17 protein-coding genes and 1 tRNA gene are annotated in these 17,005 nt (G+C 65.4%); 8 read left to right on the forward strand and 10 right to left on the reverse strand.

Features of this window, described 5'->3' with window-relative positions:
- The first annotated feature begins 443 nt into the window (after positions 1–443).
- The 3 genes from Rhe02_RS19295 (at position 444) to Rhe02_RS50550 (ending at position 2,193) form a co-directional block, all read left to right on the forward strand.
- Complete coding sequence (locus Rhe02_RS19295) at positions 444–926, forward strand: hypothetical protein (RefSeq protein ID WP_203909659.1); 483 nt, start codon at positions 444–446, stop codon at positions 924–926.
- A gap of 731 nt (positions 927–1,657) precedes the next feature.
- A complete protein-coding gene (locus tag Rhe02_RS19300) occupies positions 1,658–2,059 on the forward strand; it encodes a hypothetical protein (protein ID WP_203909660.1) in 402 nt (133 codons plus the stop codon).
- The gene (locus Rhe02_RS50550; protein ID WP_275412625.1) at positions 2,059–2,193 is read left to right on the forward strand and encodes a hypothetical protein; all 135 of its coding nucleotides are present in this window, start codon (positions 2,059–2,061) and stop codon (positions 2,191–2,193) included. Before Rhe02_RS19300 ends, Rhe02_RS50550 begins: the two co-directional genes overlap by 1 nt.
- Positions 2,194–2,879: 686 nt before the next feature.
- Here the strand turns inward: Rhe02_RS50550 and Rhe02_RS19305 are convergent.
- On the reverse strand, positions 2,880–3,578 hold the full coding sequence (locus Rhe02_RS19305) for a hypothetical protein (protein WP_203909661.1): 699 nt from the start codon (positions 3,576–3,578) through the stop codon (positions 2,880–2,882).
- A gap of 682 nt (positions 3,579–4,260) precedes the next feature.
- Positions 4,261–5,037, reverse strand: coding sequence for a hypothetical protein (locus Rhe02_RS19310; RefSeq protein WP_203909662.1), 777 nt, complete (start codon positions 5,035–5,037; stop codon positions 4,261–4,263).
- 223 nt (positions 5,038–5,260) lie between these two features.
- On the opposite strand from Rhe02_RS19310, the gene Rhe02_RS19315 reads away from it, so the two are divergent.
- On the forward strand, positions 5,261–7,069 hold the full coding sequence (locus Rhe02_RS19315; RefSeq protein WP_203909663.1) for an NHL domain-containing thioredoxin family protein: 1,809 nt from the start codon (positions 5,261–5,263) through the stop codon (positions 7,067–7,069).
- Between the two features lie 115 nt (positions 7,070–7,184).
- Here the strand turns inward: Rhe02_RS19315 and Rhe02_RS19320 are convergent, their stop codons facing one another.
- The 3 genes from Rhe02_RS19320 to Rhe02_RS19330 are packed head-to-tail and all read right to left on the reverse strand — an operon-like array spanning position 7,185 to position 9,301.
- Positions 7,185–7,916 carry a LamB/YcsF family protein gene (locus Rhe02_RS19320; protein WP_203909664.1) on the reverse strand — a complete coding sequence of 244 codons (732 nt, stop codon included), beginning with the start codon at positions 7,914–7,916 and terminating at the stop codon, positions 7,185–7,187.
- Positions 7,906–8,733 (reverse strand): 5-oxoprolinase subunit C family protein, encoded by an 828-nt coding sequence (locus Rhe02_RS19325; protein ID WP_203909665.1) that lies wholly within the window; start codon positions 8,731–8,733, stop codon positions 7,906–7,908. The genes Rhe02_RS19320 and Rhe02_RS19325 overlap by 11 nt, the downstream gene beginning before the upstream one ends.
- Positions 8,726–9,301: a 5-oxoprolinase subunit B family protein gene (locus Rhe02_RS19330; RefSeq protein ID WP_203909666.1), complete on the reverse strand. Its 576-nt coding sequence runs from the start codon at positions 9,299–9,301 to the stop codon at positions 8,726–8,728. Before Rhe02_RS19330 ends, Rhe02_RS19325 begins: the two co-directional genes overlap by 8 nt.
- Before the next feature lie 70 nt (positions 9,302–9,371).
- Here Rhe02_RS19330 and trhA point away from each other — a divergent pair, with 70 nt between their 5' ends.
- On the forward strand, positions 9,372–10,049 hold the full coding sequence (trhA, locus tag Rhe02_RS19335; protein ID WP_203909667.1) for a PAQR family membrane homeostasis protein TrhA: 678 nt from the start codon (positions 9,372–9,374) through the stop codon (positions 10,047–10,049).
- Positions 10,050–10,325: 276 nt separating this feature from the next.
- Here trhA and Rhe02_RS19340 read toward each other — a convergent pair whose 3' ends face one another.
- The 3 genes from Rhe02_RS19340 to Rhe02_RS19350 all read right to left on the reverse strand — a co-directional run bounded on the left by Rhe02_RS19340 (position 10,326) and on the right by Rhe02_RS19350 (position 14,625).
- The gene (locus Rhe02_RS19340) at positions 10,326–10,820 is read right to left on the reverse strand and encodes a SixA phosphatase family protein (protein ID WP_203909668.1); all 495 of its coding nucleotides are present in this window, start codon (positions 10,818–10,820) and stop codon (positions 10,326–10,328) included.
- Between the two features lie 116 nt (positions 10,821–10,936).
- Positions 10,937–12,769, reverse strand: coding sequence for an acyl-CoA dehydrogenase (locus Rhe02_RS19345; protein WP_203909669.1), 1,833 nt, complete (start codon positions 12,767–12,769; stop codon positions 10,937–10,939).
- 731 nt (positions 12,770–13,500) lie between these two features.
- A complete protein-coding gene (locus Rhe02_RS19350; protein ID WP_203909670.1) occupies positions 13,501–14,625 on the reverse strand; it encodes a PP2C family protein-serine/threonine phosphatase in 1,125 nt (374 codons plus the stop codon).
- Positions 14,626–14,744: 119 nt separating this feature from the next.
- Between Rhe02_RS19350 and Rhe02_RS19355 the strand changes: the two genes are divergently transcribed.
- The gene (locus Rhe02_RS19355) at positions 14,745–15,374 is read left to right on the forward strand and encodes a GNAT family N-acetyltransferase (protein WP_203909671.1); all 630 of its coding nucleotides are present in this window, start codon (positions 14,745–14,747) and stop codon (positions 15,372–15,374) included.
- Here Rhe02_RS19355 and dcd read toward each other — a convergent pair.
- Entirely contained in the window at positions 15,369–15,947 is a 579-nt protein-coding gene (dcd, locus tag Rhe02_RS19360; protein ID WP_203909672.1) for a dCTP deaminase, read from the reverse strand. The two genes, Rhe02_RS19355 and dcd, sit on opposite strands and share 6 nt — an antisense overlap.
- 89 nt (positions 15,948–16,036) lie before the next feature.
- On the opposite strand from dcd, the gene Rhe02_RS19365 reads away from it, so the two are divergent.
- Both Rhe02_RS19365 and Rhe02_RS19370 read left to right on the forward strand, forming a co-directional pair.
- Positions 16,037–16,513: a pyridoxamine 5'-phosphate oxidase family protein gene (locus Rhe02_RS19365; RefSeq protein ID WP_239123917.1), complete on the forward strand. Its 477-nt coding sequence runs from the start codon at positions 16,037–16,039 to the stop codon at positions 16,511–16,513.
- A gap of 38 nt (positions 16,514–16,551) precedes the next feature.
- Positions 16,552–16,625, forward strand: a tRNA-Gly gene (locus Rhe02_RS19370).
- A gap of 90 nt (positions 16,626–16,715) precedes the next feature.
- Here the strand turns inward: Rhe02_RS19370 and Rhe02_RS19375 are convergent.
- Positions 16,716–16,862: an integrase gene (locus Rhe02_RS19375; RefSeq protein WP_203909673.1), complete on the reverse strand. Its 147-nt coding sequence runs from the start codon at positions 16,860–16,862 to the stop codon at positions 16,716–16,718.
- Between the last annotated feature and the right edge of the window lie 143 nt (positions 16,863–17,005).

The following is a 17,005-nucleotide window of genomic DNA, read 5'->3' on the forward strand; positions in this document are numbered from 1 at the left end:
TAGAAAGGGAATTCCGCTTTTTGAAATCTTCTCCAGAAAGAAATCATCAACCCTAGAGGAAGATCTAGGAAGCCGGGAAACACCCTTCAACTAGGGAATTCGTGCCCCCAGCCAACTTTTCTCGACCGCCACGCCAGCCCTTTCCGGTATTGGCGCCCTACTCATACGCGGGGAGTTCCCCGCCCGCACCGCTTCCCGGCGGCTAGCCCCTGGGACACTCGCGCCTCACTGGCGCACTACTAGATGTAGAAGCCGGAACGCCATCGGCGCGCAGAACAAATGACCGGTCGTCCCGCATGCCCCAAGCCCACCACGCACACGAGATTGGACCTCAGTCATGACCCCCGACCAACGACGCCACGAACTTGCCGAAGCGTCGGCGCAGTGGTTCATCGCCGGCATCCTTCTCGAGGCAGCGCAAGGCGACCCTGGCGGGATGCTCATTGACTTCACCACGCGCCGAGCTTTACGACACCTACGTTGCGTCAATCGAAGAACACAACGAGAACCGTCGAGAGCTGCGAGAGGAAATCGCCGAGATGCGCGAGACCACGATTCCCCTCATGCGCGAAAGGCTTGCCGACATCCGTAGACGGGCCTATGCATCCCGCGACCACATCCGCGCCTACGGCCTCAAGGGCTCCCACGCAAAGGCTGACCGCGACGCGATCCGCTCAGCCACCGCCGACGCTGAGAAGCTGACTGCCAAGCTTGCCAACGCGCTAGAAGAGCTGGCCAACCTCGAAGGGGAGTACGGCGAGATGCTTGCCAACGGCCCGGCCACCGCGACCCGTGGTGTGACCGCCTACCAGATCAACCTTGCTGGCCCGAAGGCCTTCACTGCCGTTGCCCAGAAATGCCTCGCCCCCGCCAAGATTCGGGGAGTGCGTGGCTGGCGTAGGCGCGCTGAGGATGGGGCAGCATAAAATCCGCGTGCGGCTCCCGACACGTGCGGTTGAGCTGTTCGCATAGCCGAAGTTGGTCAAACCCTTCGGTCACGTGGCAGGCACCAACCCCCAGCTATTCAAAGACTCCCGTCCCGGCCGCTTGGCACCGGTCGTTCCGGTCGAGCGTCGAGTGAGGGGCGCACGTGCAATGTGCCTTTCCGGCCGTGACTCCCCTCTCGTCGGGTACAAATCCCTGTTCACAACCCACAAGACCCGCGCCCGCTCGTTCGCGCGTCGCCAACAAACGAGCACCGCCACCCAACCACTCGAAGGAATAGCCAGCTCATGTACGACGTCAACGGCACCCCAGTGCCGACCGCCACCCTTCCCGCTGACGTGCTCGCCAGCATGCCCAGCACCATCAAGGCTCTTCACGCCGACCACCAGGCCGCTGCGAAGGCGCTGCACGACGCCGACGCTGCGCTTTACGACGCACGCGAGGCTGAGGCAGCGCACCGTGCCGAGGTCTATAGCGCGTCACGCGACGGAAGGAAGGCCCCCGCGTCGGTCGCGCCAGCGGCCTTCGCCGGCCGCATCGTTGCCGCTGAGGCCAAGTGCAACGGCGCTCATCGCGCCGCCCGCGCTGCCGCTACCGCGATCGACAAGGCTTTGAGCATGGCTGCCGAATCCGGCAAGGACGCGCCGGGCCACGTCGCGCGCCGCCTGCTGACCGCACAGCTTGCCGCCGCAATCGCAAACGAGCGGGAGGCTTGGCCGCAAGCCAGGCAGCGACCGCCAAGCGGTCCGGCCTGCTGCAAACAATTCGGTTCCTGGACATCGTCCGCGAGGTGGGCGCAGCGACCGAGTCGCCCGCAACCGTTCGCTTTGCCGCGAAGGCAACCGAGGAACGCGAGCTACACAGTCTGGCCATCAGCGATCCGAACTGGATTCTGACGCGCGACGAGCCGACCGACTCCGAGGCGCATGCCGCGCTCGCCCACTCGGTTGACCTCGCGCACAAGGCGTTGTTGATTCTCGCTCCAGACGCTGCCGTGGGCGATGTGCCGGAAAGCGTGCGGCTGCTGAAGGAATCGACCTTGCGCAAGGCCAGCGAGGCTGCCCGCCGGAAGGTCGCTGACGAATGGCGCATCCTTCGCGGGGTGCACTCCTGATGACGATGCCGGACGACGCCGCGCCGCCGCCCGCCGACGACTTCGACCCGATGGCGATTGCAGACAGCATCCGCCGTCATGGCGCGCCAGCCGATATCGACGCCGCGCTGGCCACTATCTACGCCGAAGACTGACCGCCATCACGTGGTTGGCCGGGTGACTCGCACGAGCGCCCGGCCACCTCACACCATCAGGAGCTTGAACGGCTCCGGTCCTCGCCGAAGTGTGGCCGCGATCGGCCATGCAATGCCGCCCACGACCGCGTCTAACGAGCAATAGCCTCTGGGGTAGCCCGCGACTCCCTGCCCGTCAACGGTGCCACACTACCCTCGCCGGAAAACCCCGCCCCCACAACGAAAGGCGCCTCACCCGTGAGCACCAAGCACCTGACCACCGGCCACGGCAGCGGACACCGCGCGGTTGCTGGCGCGCCACGCCCGCGGAATGCCTGCCCCCTCCGGGAAGCTGCCGACGATGACGCCGCCTACCTCGCGCGCTGCCGCCATCACGGTCTGACCCGCGAGCGGGCCTCAGCGTGCCTTGGCCGCGACGTGAGCGAGGCCGAGTACGCACCGCCAACCCACCGACCGTAAGCACGGCAATCCTTAGCACCGCTTGTGCCTCGTCTTGTGCCGATGCGAGACCAACGGAAGCAGCGCAACTGAGAGCGATTGCCCTCGTGCATGTCCTTCGACGCGAGCGTGCGGCGGGTGGTGCCATCCGCGCCCGCTTGGGGTGGGGGTGACCTCCCCCCGGCCTCGGCCCCGACACCGTACGGCATGGCAGCGCTCTACCTGTACGGGCAGCCAATTTCTGAGGATCAGGAGCCGGTGACGGTTTGTCCCGAGGTCGCCAACACGACCAGGATGTCCTCGCCACGCCAGCCGTCGAAGGGAGTCCCTTCGCTCGGCATCCTGGCATCCTGCAGATGAGTGTGAATATCGCGAACATAGATGGTTTCGGTCTGGCCACTGTGAACAGCCGTTTCTATCGGATCGATCTGGCACTTCACGAACCCCGCCATCGCCACCGGATCGCCCCACATTGCATCAAGGGCTCGCGTCGCCAAATGAAGTAGGGCCAGACCCGTCCATCGATCGAAATGGAGCGGTCCGCCAGCGCTTGCCCCGCCGTGCCCGGTGAAGTTGCGAAGATCCAGATAGTCGGTCACGGCTAGCACGACCAGCGGCGTTTCCTCCCGCCTGTTGAGATCGAGCACGTAGTTGAGCCCAGCCTTCAAACGGGCAGTCGCCTCGAACTTGGCGTGACGGAAGCCCCCGATCGCGCGGCCGATAAGTTCGATAGCGTCAAGAACCTGGAAGATCGCACCGAGATGAAGCTGGTTGGATCGCGCAAGACCAGCCGTGGAAACCATCTCACGCACGAGCCCGATGGTGTAGTAAGCCTTGGCGTCAAAGGCGCTGACCCCGAGCATACGGCCAACCGTGCGCCACGTCGGGTCGTCGGTCGGGTCGAGCGGCCGTTCACATTGGTGCACGTGGTCGATGGGGAGTTTCACCTCTCCAGTTCTACACTCAACGCTCCGCGCTGGGCGACTCGTTTGTCCACAGACGAATATGCGCGCAGGTGTTCAAGGCGCGGCAATGCCATGGGCTGCCGCCCCCAAGCAAGAGCTTTCATCGTGACCTCCCGTATCGAGCCACCAACGCATAGCTACCCGCCAATCGGCGCACTCGCAGTTTGCTCAGCGAGGCGTTCGTTGCAAGATCGAGATGGGTGTGGCCGCTGAGCTGCCCGCACGGAGTCCTTGTGCTGTTGCTGGTGTTGCCTGATCAGGCACTACGTCGGCCACCTGCCCCGCTCCAAGCAAATCAGGGCGGGCTGATCGCCCCGCCACATCGAGCATGTCTAAGGACGGTCGCCTCCTCAACCAAACGCTCGGCCTTGCTCGGCACCACCTAAACGTGCGCACCCGCGGCCAAATCCTGACGCAAGTGCGGCACCTTGAAACCGCAGGTGGCATAGTCCGCGCGCCGTATCGGCGAACACGCGTCTATGCCGTGAGCCCTACTCGATCAAGACCCACTGAGGTACTGTTACCTCTGCGAACCACAGAAGCATGCCCGTCCACCACGACAAAGTGCTCCTGGCCCGGTGGCGACCGGTGACCCCGATAGGTCATTCTCAAGCCGGTCGCCGCTTTTTTATGGCGGCTTCATCGCCCACCTCGCCTGCACGCCTCAGCCCCCTTGGCCAGAGGCTTGGTTCCGCGCCGTAGCTTGGATCGAGGCCACCACTCCGATGGCCTCATACAGCGCGCGAATTTGGTCTGGAGACAGCTTGGCCAGGTCGTTCGCGGTGAGTTTGATGTCTAGGCCGAGAGCTAATACGACCGGTTCGACTTGCTGCTGGGGCATAGCTACCTGACGGGTGGAAGCTGGCGGTTCGGCATGAGTTGCAATGTCTCCACCATCGGACTTCATATGCGGCGCTTGCATTGAGACATGAGGCTCATCGCCAGCAACCGCAGTGTCCTGTTCCCCAGCCATCTGCACTCGATCGCCATTTGTCTCAATTAGCCCTACAAACTCCAGCCACTCAAGGAGGTTGGCCAGCTGTGTCTCATGGTGCGGCTCAGCACCCGCCACGTGAGCGAGGGCACGAACCAAGTCGGCTGGGCTTGCTGGACCCATATGTAGGCGCTCACGCACCGCCTCAAAGAACCAAGTTCGCGAAAGAGGCTCTGCCAGCTTGTTCGCCGCGAGCTTCCTTTCCGGCTCCGTGCGAGCAAACCCCCAGGCCGTCGCAAAGTCCTGAACGGGCTTCGATGGAAGATAGGCGCCCTTCTTCACCCGCTCAATAAGTCGGGCTTCCATGAAGAAGTTATTGCTCAGTCCAGCGGTGGCAGGGCTAACTGAGGTAAGGCGCGCAAGATCGTCGCTCGTCACACCGTCTCGGCGCTGCTTGGCCGCGACAGCGAAGGCGCGCAAGATTTCGACCTGGTTGGCGAATTTCATGCGGTCCGTGGGCAGCGGCTTCGAAGCGCGCGCACGTTGTGCACTCCGAGCCGCACTGGCTCCGGACGGGCTACTATTATCGGTCCCGTTGCCGTCTGACTCCTGCATGGTTCACCTCCTTGGCTAACTCTGAGGTTAGCACCTCAGAGGAGCATATGGCAACTCATATGAAGCAGAGATAGCTCAGCAGTCTTCACAGAGAACGGAAGCGGCGGTTAATAGGATGCGGGTGCGGGCGCCAGAGCTTCGCGGGCGGGCTTGGCTCAACACGGGCGGCAAGGAGCTGAAGCTTGCCGACTTCCGAGGTCGCGTTTTGATCTTAGACTTCTGGACCTTCTGCTGCATCAACTGCCTACATGTGCTTGACGAGCTTCGCCCGCTGGAGGAGAAGTACCCGGACGTGCTCGTGGTCATCGGTGTGCACTCGCCGAAGTTCGAGCACGAGAAGGACGAGCGGGCGCTGGCGGCAGCCGTGGAACGTTACGGCGTGGAGCATCCCGTGCTCGACGACCCGGAACTGCAGACGTGGCAGCAGTACGCGGCCAAGGCCTGGCCGACCCTGTCCGTGGTCGATCCCGAGGGCTATGTCGTGGCGTCGATGGCGGGCGAAGGTCACGCCGAGGGGCTGCGCAAGCTCATCGAGCAGCTGATCGCGACGCATGAGGAGAAGGGCACCCTGCATCGCGGCGACGGCCCGTTCGTCGCGCCGCCGGAGGCGAACACGCTGTTGCGATTCCCGGGCAAGGCGCTTCCGCTCGCCGATGGTCGGCTGCTCGTGTCCGACTCGGCGCGGCACCAGCTGGCATACCTCAGCGCCGATCTGGAAAAGGTGGAGGGCCGCATCGGGTCGGGGGCGCGTGGCCGGTCCGACGGCGGGCCCGAGCAGGCGAGCTTCTCCGAGCCGCAGGGCTTGTGCCTGCTGCCCCCGGCGATCGCCGAAGTCGCCGGCTATGACGTGGTGGTCGCTGACACCGTCAATCACCTATTGCGTGGAGTCAGCCTGAGCACAGGCGAGACGGTGACTGTCGCTGGAACGGGTCAGCAATGGCGTTCGGCTATCGACGCCCACGCCCACGACGCACGCGCTATAGATCTTTCATCACCTTGGGATGTTGCTTGGTACCAAGGAAAAGTCATCATAGCGATGGCAGGCACCCACACCCTGTGGTGGTTCGACCCGGTGCAGCGCACCGTCGGTCTCTACGCCGGGACAACAGTGGAGGCGTTGCGGGACGGGCCATTGCCGGATGTGTGGCTCGCGCAGCCGTCGGGGCTGTCGGTTTCGCCCGACGGAAACCGACTGTGGTTTGTGGACAGTGAGACGAGCGCACTTCGCTTTGTGGAAGATGGCGTGATGGGAACGGCCACCGGCCAAGGACTTTTCGATTTTGGTCACGTGGACGGGCCTGCCGCCGAGGCGCTGTTGCAGCATCCGCTCGGCGTGCACGCCCTTCCCGGCGGCGATGTCTTGGTGGCAGATACCTATAACGGGGCGATCCGCCGCTACGCGGAAGGCAAAGTCTCCACGGTCGACACCGGGCTCGCCGAGCCGAGCGACATCGTCACCGCGGCCGACGGCAGGATTCTCATCGTGGAGTCGGCAGCACACCGGATAGTGCCGCTGGCCGGGACACAGCAAGACTTTGTGGGCGCGAAACACACCGTGAAGCGCCCGCCGTCCAACCTGACGCCGGGCGAGGTAACGCTCGAGGTGATTTTCGAGCCACCGCCGGGACAGAAACTCGACTTCAGCTTCGGCGACCCGACCCGGCTCGAAGTCTCTGCCTCCCCGGCGGAGCTTCTGCTTGACGGCGCGGGAGTCACCACCTCGCTGAGCCGCAAACTCACCTTCAACCCGGCCGTCACCACCGGCGTGCTGCAGGTGGTGGCGCAGGCGGCGACCTGCGACGCGGAAGCCGAACATGCCGCCTGCCACCTCACCCGGCAAGATTGGGGAGTCCCGGTCGTCATCACCGAATCAGGCGCGGCCCGCCTCCCCCTCATCCTCCGCGGCTTAGACCAATCCCCGTAAGCGCCGCCCCGCGCGGGTGGAGCCACGCCACCGGGGCGCAAGATCCGCATGGGCAGCACGGCGGCACCGGCAGCGATCAAGGCGCGGGCAAGGATGCTGGGAAAGGCGTTGCGGGCTATACGAAAGCGCGCAGGGGGACGCCTGCGTGTTGGAGGGCGCTGCGCACTGAGGTAGCCAGCGCCACCGCGCCCGGGGTGTCGCCGTGCAGGCAGATCGAGTCGACCGGATGCGGGACCACCGTGCCATCGAGGGCGATGACCCGCTGGTCCACGGCCATCAGCAGGGCACGCGCCACCACCTCGTCGGTGTCGGTGATGAGGGCGCCGGGTTTGTCGCGGGGCAGAAGGGTTCCGTCGGCTCGGTAGGCCCGATCGGCGAAGCCTTCCGCGAACACGCGCGCTCCCGCGTCTCCCGCGGCGGTGGCCAGGACGGACCCCGGCGCGCACAGCACCGGCAGCCCTGTCGCCAGCGCAGCCTCCACAATGGACTGTGTATGGGCAACCGCGTGATACAACGCGCCGTGGGGTTTGAGATAGCGGACGCGACAGCCCGCCGTGGCCGCGAGCGCGCTCAGCGCGCCGACCTGATACACGATTTCGTCACGGAGCACGCCTAGGTCGTACTCGATGAAACGGCGCCCAAAACCGGGCAGATCCCGATAGCCGACCTGCGCGCCGACGGTCACGCCGCGCGCGGCGGCCCAGCCACAGACCCGCCGCATCGTGTGCGCGTCGCCGGCATGAAATCCGCAGGCGACGTTGGCGCTGGTCACCAAATCGAGCAACGCTTCGTCGTCGCCCAGTGCCCAGCGCCCGAAGCCTTCGCCCAGATCCGCGTTAAGGTCCACGAAAGACGACACTAGCGCCCGGCCTTGCCTGTGCGATCAAGGGCAGGTCCGCCGGATGCACCACCGCGATCACCGGGTACCCACCGGTGGTGGGGTGATCGGCAAGAAAGATGATCGGTTTTCCATCTCCGGGCACCTGCACCGCCCCGGCCATCAGCCCTTCACTCGGCAACTCCACGGCCACCGAGCGGGCCAGCGCCGGCCCGTTGAGCCGAGCCCCAATTCTATTTGCCATCCCCATTTGGTACCTGTTCCAAGTGAGCTCCTCGGCCGACCGGAACCAGTCCTCCCGCGGCCCGAAGCGCACCCGCAGGCGGATTTCGTCGCCGTATTCGAGCGCCGCCGGCTCCGCTGCCGCGATGCCCTGCTCCTGGCCGAAGGTGAGCTGGGTGCCCACCTTCAGCGGGGCGGGGCCGAGCCCGGAAAGCGTGTCGGTGCTACGCGAACCGAGCACGGGCGGCACCTCGATTCCGCCGCGCACAGCCAGATAGCAGTGCACGCCGGCGGTGGGTGAGCCGACCTCGATGGTCTGCCCGGCACGCACCGCCACCACCCCCGAAACATCTTGTCCGTCAACGGATACGGGCGCGGTAGCGCCGGTGATCGCGACCACGGTGTCACTGTGCACACGCGCGGCGAAGCGCCCGAAGCTCAGCTCGAGACCGGCGGCGGAGGCGGGGTTGCCGACGAGCCGGTTGGCCCTCTCCAGCGCGGGCGGGTCAAGCGCCCCCGATCTGGAGACGCCAAGGTGGGCATAGCCGGGGCGGCCCTGATCCTGGATAGTCGCGAGTGGACCTACGCCTAGCACCTCAAGCATCCGTGAACCTCACCCTTGTCCCCGGTGTCAGCAGCGCGGGCTCGGCCCGTAACGGATCGAACATGGTCACCTCCGTGTGGCCGAGCAGTTGCCAGCCCCCTGGCGAACTTCGTGGATAGATTCCGGCGTAGGGACCGGCCACCGCCACCGATCCGGCCGGCACGTTCGGTCTTGGACTGTCCAGCCTCGGCAGCTGATATCGCTCTTCGAGCCCGGTCAAATAGGCGAACCCGGGAGTGAAGCCGCAGAACGCGACGGTCAAGGTGAGTCCTCTGAGGACCGTTGGCGGGTCGCCCTGCCAGCGCTCGGCCACACTTTCCAGATCGGCCCCGTCCCACCGCACCGGAATGTTCACCTCGGCGGCGCTCTCCGGCCCCGGCAACGGGCCCATCTTCGCCAGCTCGGGCAGCTTGGTGATCCCGGCCAGGAGCACAGTCTCTGCCGCGGGCACGATCTCTTCGCAGCTGAGCTCGCCGGTGGCGCGGGCGGCAAGGAGGGTTCTGTACCAGCCGGCCGGGTCGTCCACCTCGAGCAACAACCCGTCCCACCCATACGGACGCGCTTTCATAGGAGAGACTGTAATCGACCTCACCCAATTGGCTACGGAACAGTAACCTACGCTCCCGTAACCTAAAGGAATGACCGTCACCGCCACCCGCCGCTTGCGGCCGATCGACATCGGCAAGCCCCGGATGCGGGGCTGGCTGCATTTTTACGCTTTCTTCGCGGCCCTGGCCGGTGGGATCGTGCTGACCACGATCGCCGCTTTCCAGCCCGGGATCGCCCCGCTCATCAGCGTCGCCATCTACAGCCTGACCGTGTGCGGGCTGTTCGGCGTAAGCGCGCTGTATCACCGCCGGGTCTGGAGCGAGCGCGGCTATCAGACGATGCGCCGGCTCGACCATGCCATGATTTTTATCTTTATCGCGGGTACCTATACGCCTTTCTGCGCTCTCCTGCTCCCCGAGGGCAAGGCCACCGTCCTGCTCATCATCGTCTGGGCAGGCGCCCTGGCCGGCGCAGCGCTGTCGCTCATCTGGCCACACGCGCCCCGCTGGGTTTCCGCGCCGCTCTACCTAGCGCTGGGCTGGGTGGCCGTCGCCGTGCTACCCGACATCCTGCACAACGGCGGCGTCACCGCCCTAGTCCTGCTCCTCGCGGGCGGCGCCGCCTACTCGGTCGGCGCCATCTTCTACGCCCTCCGCAGGCCGAACCCTTGGCCCACAGTCTTCGGCCATCACGAGTTCTTCCACGCCTGCACCCTCGTCGCCGCGCTCCTGCACCACATCGCCATCTACTTCGCCCTCTTCGCCTAACCCCACCCCGGCGCCCACCACCCCCAGCATCACCACGCCGCATCCGCACCACGTGCATCAGCGCCACCGCACCACCCACGCCGCATGCCCACTCTGGGCCGCCGCCCGCGCCGTAGATGGTCGCGGTTTCAGGGGAATCGAGGGCATTGTTTGACGCTGACCGCGCGATTCCCTGAAATTGCGTGGATCATCCGGACGTCGAGAGGCCCAGCGCGGGATGCTGGGGCACGCCCGAGAGGCCGGGCGTAAGGCGACGGGCGCGGCGTGGAACGCGGGCTAATCTGCGCGGGCGGTGTGGGTTGCTGTGCGGGCTGCGGTGACCACCGAGGCCCAGTCTGTGGCGACCTCGTGGATGGCGATGCCGCAGGTGCGCAGCCCGTCGGAGTCGGCCTCACCGGCCGGGTCCAGCATTTCGGAGAGCTGGGAGATCGAGGGGTTGTGGCCGACCATCATGATCGTTTGAAAGCCCGCCTCGGTCTGCTGTAGCACCTTCAGCAGATCGGCGGCTGAGCCCTCGTAGATGTCGCGCTCGTAGCGCACGGTCGGTGAGCCCGCGTTGGCGAGCGCCACCGCGACCGAGTGCCAGGTTTGCCTTGTCCTGCGCGACGGCGAGGCCAGCACCAGATCGGGCACGTAGCCGTGCTTCATCAGCCATGCCCCGGCAAGGGCCGAGTCCGCGTGACCGCGTTCGGTCAGCGGACGGTCAACGTCCGGAACTCCGTTTGGACGGTCTGCCTTGGCGTGTCGTAACAGCACCAGCGTGCGGCCCATGGCTCACAGCTTGCCTCAACAAAAGCGATCGCGCACCCCAGAATGCCCATTCGGGGTGCGCGACTGTGCTTCTGCGCGGGCCACAGGTCGATGCGGCCGACGAGAGACTTGGTGCTTTAGAACGATTCTTCGGCCAGATCCATCGGGTCGAGCGAGGCGAGTTCGACGATGCGGCGGTCCGATGACAGGCGCGGAAGCACCTCGCGGGCGAAGAACCGGGCGCTCGCCACGACACCGTTGTAGAACGCTTCGTCGTGAGTGGGGGCCGTGAGCTTCTGCAGCGCCACGTCCGCCCGCTTCAGCAGCAGCCAGCCGACGATCAGATCGCCGAGCGCCAGCAGCAGCCGCCGCGAGTGCAGGCCGGTCTTGTAGAGCACCTTCGGGTCCTCGCCCTGCGACTCGCCCAGCCAGCCGATGAAGGTGCCGAGCATGCCCTGGAGGTCGCCCAGCGCGGTCGCGAGCTGTGCCCGCTCCTCTTTCAGCTGGCCGTTGCCGGTCTCGTTGTCGAGGAACTGCTGAATCTGGTCGGAGACCGTCGTCAGCGAGCGGCCGTTGTCCCGCACAATTTTGCGGAAGAGAAGGTCGAGGCTTTGGATGGCCGTCGTGCCCTCGTAAAGCGAATCAATTTTCGCGTCCCGCACGTACTGCTCGATCGGATAATCCTGAAGGAACCCAGACCCACCAAAGGTCTGCAGCGACTCGGATCCGAGAAGTTCGAAGGCCCGCTCCGAGCCGCAGCCCTTGACCAGTGGCAGCAGCAGATCGTTAACCTTGGTCGCGGCCTTGGCCGCTTTCTCGTCACCCTCGTCGAGGGCAAGACTGGCTTTGTCGTGCCAATAAGCGGCATAAGCGGCCAGCGCCCGCAGACCCTCCGAATAGGACTTCTGCAGCAGCAGCGAGCGGCGCACGTCGGGGTGATGCGTAATCGTTACTCGCGGCGCGGTCTTGTCGGTCATCTGCAACAGGTCAGCGCCCTGCACCCGTTCCTTGGCGTAGGCCAGCGCGTTCAGATAGCCGGTCGATAGGGTGGCTATTGCCTTGGTACCAACCAGCATCCGCGCGTTTTCGATGATGAGGAACATTTGCCGGATCCCGTCATGCACCTCGCCGACGAGCCAGCCCTTGGCCGGAACCCCGTGACCACCGAAGGTCATCTCGCAGGTGGTCGAGGCCTTGATGCCCATCTTGTGCTCGACGTTGGTCGCGAAAGCTCCATTGCGCTCGCCCAGTTCACCTGTTGCGGGATCGAAGTGGAACTTTGGTACCACAAAAAGGGAAAGGCCTTTTGTTCCTGGACCTGCACCCTCGGGACGGGCCAATACGTAATGGATGATGTTCTCGGTCATGTCCTGCTCGCCGGACGTGATGAAGCGCTTCACGCCCTCGATGTGCCATGAGCCGTCTGGCTGCGCCACCGCTTTGGTGCGGCCGGCGCCCACATCCGAGCCGGCGTCGGGCTCGGTGAGCACCATCGTGGAGCCCCACTTCTTCTCGACGAAGAGCTTGGCCCACTCCTTCTGCTCGTCGGTGCCCTCGTGGTGCAGGACATTGGCGAAGGCCGGGCCGGAGCTGTACATCCAGATCGGCGCGTTCGAGCCGAGTACCAGCTCGGCGAAAGCCCAGATGAAGGTGTGCGGGGCCGGGGTGCCGCCCAGCTCACCGGGAAGCGCGAAGCGCCAGAACTCGGCGTCCATCCAGGTGTTGAAGGACCGGGTGAAGGCCTCCGGCATCTTGACCGAATAGGTCGCGGGGTCGTAGACCGGCGGCTGACGATCGGCCTGCGTGTAGCTCGCGGCCAGATCCGTGCGGGCCATCCGATCGATCTCACCGAGCACGCTGCGTGCGGTGTCGGCATCAACATCGGCGTAGGGTCCCTTGCCGAATGGGGTGTCGAAGACCTCGAACAGGTTGAACTCAAGATCCCGCAGATTGCTCTGGTAATGCGTCATCGTCTCGCCTCCGCTGGTTACTGGCCAGTAAGGCGAATGTATTACCCGCGAGTAACCTCGCGCAAGCGATTCCCCCTATTGAGTTGCTCACAGACGGGCAAAAGGGACAAAATCCAGTCGCCACGCCGGTGCGCGTTACTAAGAAGATGACCTCTCGTTCTTTTGGGTGAACAGGCGTAACCGTTGAGGTCCTCGGCCTAGGAGCCAAAGATGATCGAGATGCTTCGTACATTGTTCTTCGAGCCCCGCTACCCGCAGCGCTACATCGGCCGCCACCGCGCGCGGCCCATCCTCGCGCTGGGCGTTCGCCGCTAACCGTCACGCCTCCCTGGCGGCTTCGCGCTAGGCCTTGGCAGCGTGGCACCTCCGCTGGAGGCGTCGTGCTGGCCAGTTGGCTGCGTGCGGCCTCGCCGTGAGCGTCGTGCTAGCCCGTTGGCTGCGTGCGGCCCAGCCGTGAGCGTCGTGCTAGCCCGTTGGCGGCATGGCGGCTTCGCTGTGGCGTCGTGCTGGCCCGTTGGCTGCGTGGCGGCTTCGCGCCTCTCCTGGCGGCATTGCGCCAGCCCTATCATTTGGTCCGGCGATTTCATCCACGCCGCGCCGTGATCGGTCAGGGCTCGCTGGTCTGCAGCCGCAACCGTGGCGAAGGCGGACTTGCGGCCCATGGCGGCGTGGCACTTTCGTGCCGGCGCTTGGCGGCTTCGCGGCGCCTGTTGGCGGTGGCGCGGTGTGGGCTAGGCGGTTGAGCCGACTTCCCAGCTTGGGAGCGGTGTCGGTGAGGGCTGCAGAGGGCCCGTGTACTCCATGAGGATCAGCGCGATGTCGTCATCGAGCCGATATCCCACCCACTCCTGCAGCGCTGACTCGACCGAGGCCAGGCCGTCGCCCACTGTGCCGTGGCCGAGCAGACGCCACGCCCGGTCGGCGATGGGGAAGAACGTGCCGTCGCGACGTGCCTCGGCGAGCCCGTCGGTCAGCATGAGCAGGCGATCGCCCGGCTCGAGTCTCTCCACCCGCGTGCGCACCACGGGCATGAAGCCCAGCGGCGGGGCGGGTGAAGGCGGATCGAGTGTGATCACCTCACCCCGCCGGAGCAGGATCGGCGATGGATGCCCGCAGTTGACGATCGTCAGCGTGCCGCCGCGCTCTTCCACCAGGCACGCGGTGACGAAGTCTTCGTCGCCGACGCTGCGGGCCACGGCGCGATCGAGGTCGGCCACCACCGCTCGCAGATCGGCCCGCTCGTAGGCGACGTGCCTGTACGAACCGAGGACGATGCTCGCCGTGCGAACAGCGTCCAGGCCCTTCCCGCGCACATCCCCGATGATCATGCGGACGCCGTATGGCGTGTCCAGGGCCTCGTACAGGTCGCCACCGATGTCGGCGGCAGCCGTGGCGGAGATGTACCGGCCGGCCACCGCGAGCGTGCCCACCTTCGGCCCGAGCGGCCTGAGCACGGCCTGCTGGGCGATCGTGGCCAGCTTCGCCAGCTCCGCTATTCGCTCCGCCTGCCGCTGGCGCACCACGGCCACGGCCGCGGCGATCGCGGTGGCGAGACCGATCGCGGCCACGTTGACGTAGGGCGAGTAGTCCCCGCTGTCACCGAAGATCGCGAAAAGAGTTCCCACCGCGGTGGCCACCGCCCCCGCGATCAACACTTCCCGCCACTGGGTGAACACGGCCGCCAAAAATGGCACGGTCGCCATCAGGCCGACGTAGCGAACCGTGCGCCCGTCGGCGAGCTCTACCGCGCTAATGAGCCCGAGCAGCACAAAGGCCGCGCCGAGTCCGGCGCGGGAACCTGGGCTGAGCGGGCGTCCGCCCGTCAAGAGTCCGACCATTCGTACGGGAAACAGCATGCCTGATGTAGGGTGCCCGACCGCCCCGATTGGCCTGTCGGTGGATCGCATTATGTCCACTCGGATGGGGCGATGAAAATGGGTAGTTTCCCGAGCGGTGTACTGGTGAAAATGTCCCGGTGCTAATCGATCTATGGCCGATGCTCGGCCTCAGCCTCACCACACCCCATCTCGAGCTGCGCCTGCCCACCGACGATGAGCTGGCCGAGCTGGCGGAAGTGGCGGCTCAGGGCATCCACGCCGGCGATTACATGCCCTTCGTGACGCCGTGGACGATCGGCACCCCCAGGGAGGTGGCCCGCTCGGTCATCCGGAGCTTCTGGCGCCGGGCCGCCGAGTGGGAGCCCGACAATTGGAACCTCGGCCTCGCCGTTTTCAAGGACGGCCGCCCCATCGGGGTCCAGTCCATGCGCTCCAAGAATTTCGCGATCACCCGCGAGGTGACGACCGGTTCGTGGCTGGGCCTGGCCCACCAGGGGCAGGGATACGGCACCCAGATGCGCGTGGCGATCCTGGAGCTGGCCTTCACCGGGTTGGGTGCCGAGTCCGCCGTGTCGGGCGCCCTGATGGACAACGAGGCCTCGCTCGCTGTTTCGCGCAAGCTCGGCTACCGCCTCGACGGCATCAACCGAGAGATCGTCCAGGGCACGCTCCGCCTCGATCAGCGGCTGCGGCTTGACCGTCTGGATTGGAGGGCGCCTTTCTCGGTACCCATCAAAGGCTTGGATGTTTCTGAATTTGGTCTATGAAGTCGGCCAAGTCTGCCAATTCTTCCAGGACCTCGACGCGGTCGGACCGCGCTGACCTTGATAGCGCGAACCATAGACGGCCGAACCATACGGGTGCTCGGCCGGCGAACTCAGCCGCAGCACGCAGATGTGCCCGATCTTCATGCCCGGCCACAGCCGGATCGGCAGACTGGCCACATTGGACAGCTCCAGAGTCACATGGCCGGAGAAGCCCGGATCGATGAACCCCGCCGTCGAGTGCACCAGCAACCCCAACCTCCCCAAACTGGACTTACCCTCCAGCCTGGCGGCAAGCTGATGCCCCAGCGTCACCGTCTCCATCGTCGACGCCAGCGCAAACTCGCCCGGATGCAACACGAACGACTCGCCCTCGGGCACCTCGACCAAACTCGTCAAATCATCCTGCTGCTGCGAGGGGTCGATATGCGTGTACAAATGGTTGTTGAACACGCGAAACAGCCTGTCCAGCCGCACGTCGATACTCGACGGCTGCACGAGACTCGGCTCAAACGGATCGAGGGTCAACTGACCCATCTTGATCTCGGCAACCAGGTCACGATCGGAGAGCAACACCTGGGCAGCCTAACCCCTGCTTTCCTGGGTACCGGACTTTCGGCGTGTCGAGTGGTGATCTCGTACATACGTTCGATAAGGTCTTGGTCATGGCTTCTTGGGTTTCTTGGGGCTCCCTCATGAGCACCGACCCGCAGCTCGCCGCCTCCATCCGCGAGCTGCTGCACCAATATGGGCGCGGCATGGCCTACCTGGCCACGGTCCGCAAAGACGGGTCACCCCGGGTGCACCCGGTCTCCCCCATCGTCACCGCCGACGCCCTCTACTGCTTCGTGATCGCCTCCCGCAAGCGCGACGACCTCCTCCGCGACGGCCGCTTCGCCCTGCACACCTTCCCAGCGGAAAGCAGCGACGCCGAAGCCCACCTCACCGGCCGCGCCCGCGAGGTCATCAACGTATCCATCGTGGACCGGCTAGCCCGAGAACACCACGCAGCCCCAGGCATCGACTGGACCCTCTTCGAGCTGCACCTCGACAGCGCCATGCTCCACCGGCACACCCCAGGCGCGCCGGCACAGATCTGGCGAGCGACAAACGCGGCAGAGCAGGTCCTGGTTGCCGCCTGAACCGACCAGAGGGGCCACGTGATACATTGGTGCCCCTCGCGGGTGTAGTTCAATGGCAGAACATCAGCTTCCCAAGCTGACAGTGCGAGTTCGATTCTCGTCACCCGCTCCAAAAAATGAAGCCTGGTCAGGTCCACGGACCCAACCAGGCTCTTCTATTTCTCGGAGCCAGTGGATCACCCTCGTGCCCGCTGCGTGCCCGTTACTCTTCCGGCTCCTTTTTCTGAGCCTGCTCGACCATCGCGCTCAGCGCATCAGCGATCGCCTTGTCGCGCGCCCCGGAACGGTGAAGGTAGATCAGCGCCGCCTTGGTCGACGCATGGCCCATCCGATCCATCAGGTCACGCAAGGTCGCCCCCGACTGCGCCAATAGAACCAAGATGCCTGGCGCGATCGACGCTTTTCTTGTCGGGATCTCAGAGTGGCTTTCGGGCTCAAGTGTCGCGGTTGCAGGTGGATCGCTCTTTCAGCTGGTGATCGCCTATGTTTCGG

Origin of the sequence: Rhizocola hellebori (assembly GCF_016862955.1) — a bacterium.
Lineage (GTDB): Bacteria > Actinomycetota > Actinomycetes > Mycobacteriales > Micromonosporaceae > Rhizocola > Rhizocola hellebori.

Bases quoted from the DNA above. Each gene is read 5' to 3' on its own strand.
- Rhe02_RS19345 (WP_203909669.1), bottom strand. From the start codon at position 12,769: ATGACGCATTACCAGAGCAATCTGCGGGATCTTGAGTTCAACCTGTTC.
- Rhe02_RS19365 (WP_239123917.1), top strand. From the start codon at position 16,037: ATGGCTTCTTGGGTTTCTTGGGGCTCCCTCATGAGCACCGACCCGCAG.
- Rhe02_RS19310 (WP_203909662.1), bottom strand. From the start codon at position 5,037: ATGAAATTCGCCAACCAGGTCGAAATCTTGCGCGCCTTCGCTGTCGCG.
- Rhe02_RS19330 (WP_203909666.1), bottom strand. From the start codon at position 9,301: ATGAAAGCGCGTCCGTATGGGTGGGACGGGTTGTTGCTCGAGGTGGAC.
- Rhe02_RS19340 (WP_203909668.1), bottom strand. From the start codon at position 10,820: ATGGGCCGCACGCTGGTGCTGTTACGACACGCCAAGGCAGACCGTCCA.
- Rhe02_RS19325 (WP_203909665.1), bottom strand. From the start codon at position 8,733: ATGCTTGAGGTGCTAGGCGTAGGTCCACTCGCGACTATCCAGGATCAG.
- Rhe02_RS19315 (WP_203909663.1), top strand. From the start codon at position 5,261: ATGCGGGTGCGGGCGCCAGAGCTTCGCGGGCGGGCTTGGCTCAACACG.
- trhA (WP_203909667.1), top strand. From the start codon at position 9,372: ATGACCGTCACCGCCACCCGCCGCTTGCGGCCGATCGACATCGGCAAG.
- Rhe02_RS50550 (WP_275412625.1), top strand. From the start codon at position 2,059: ATGACGATGCCGGACGACGCCGCGCCGCCGCCCGCCGACGACTTCGAC.
- Rhe02_RS19350 (WP_203909670.1), bottom strand. From the start codon at position 14,625: ATGCTGTTTCCCGTACGAATGGTCGGACTCTTGACGGGCGGACGCCCG.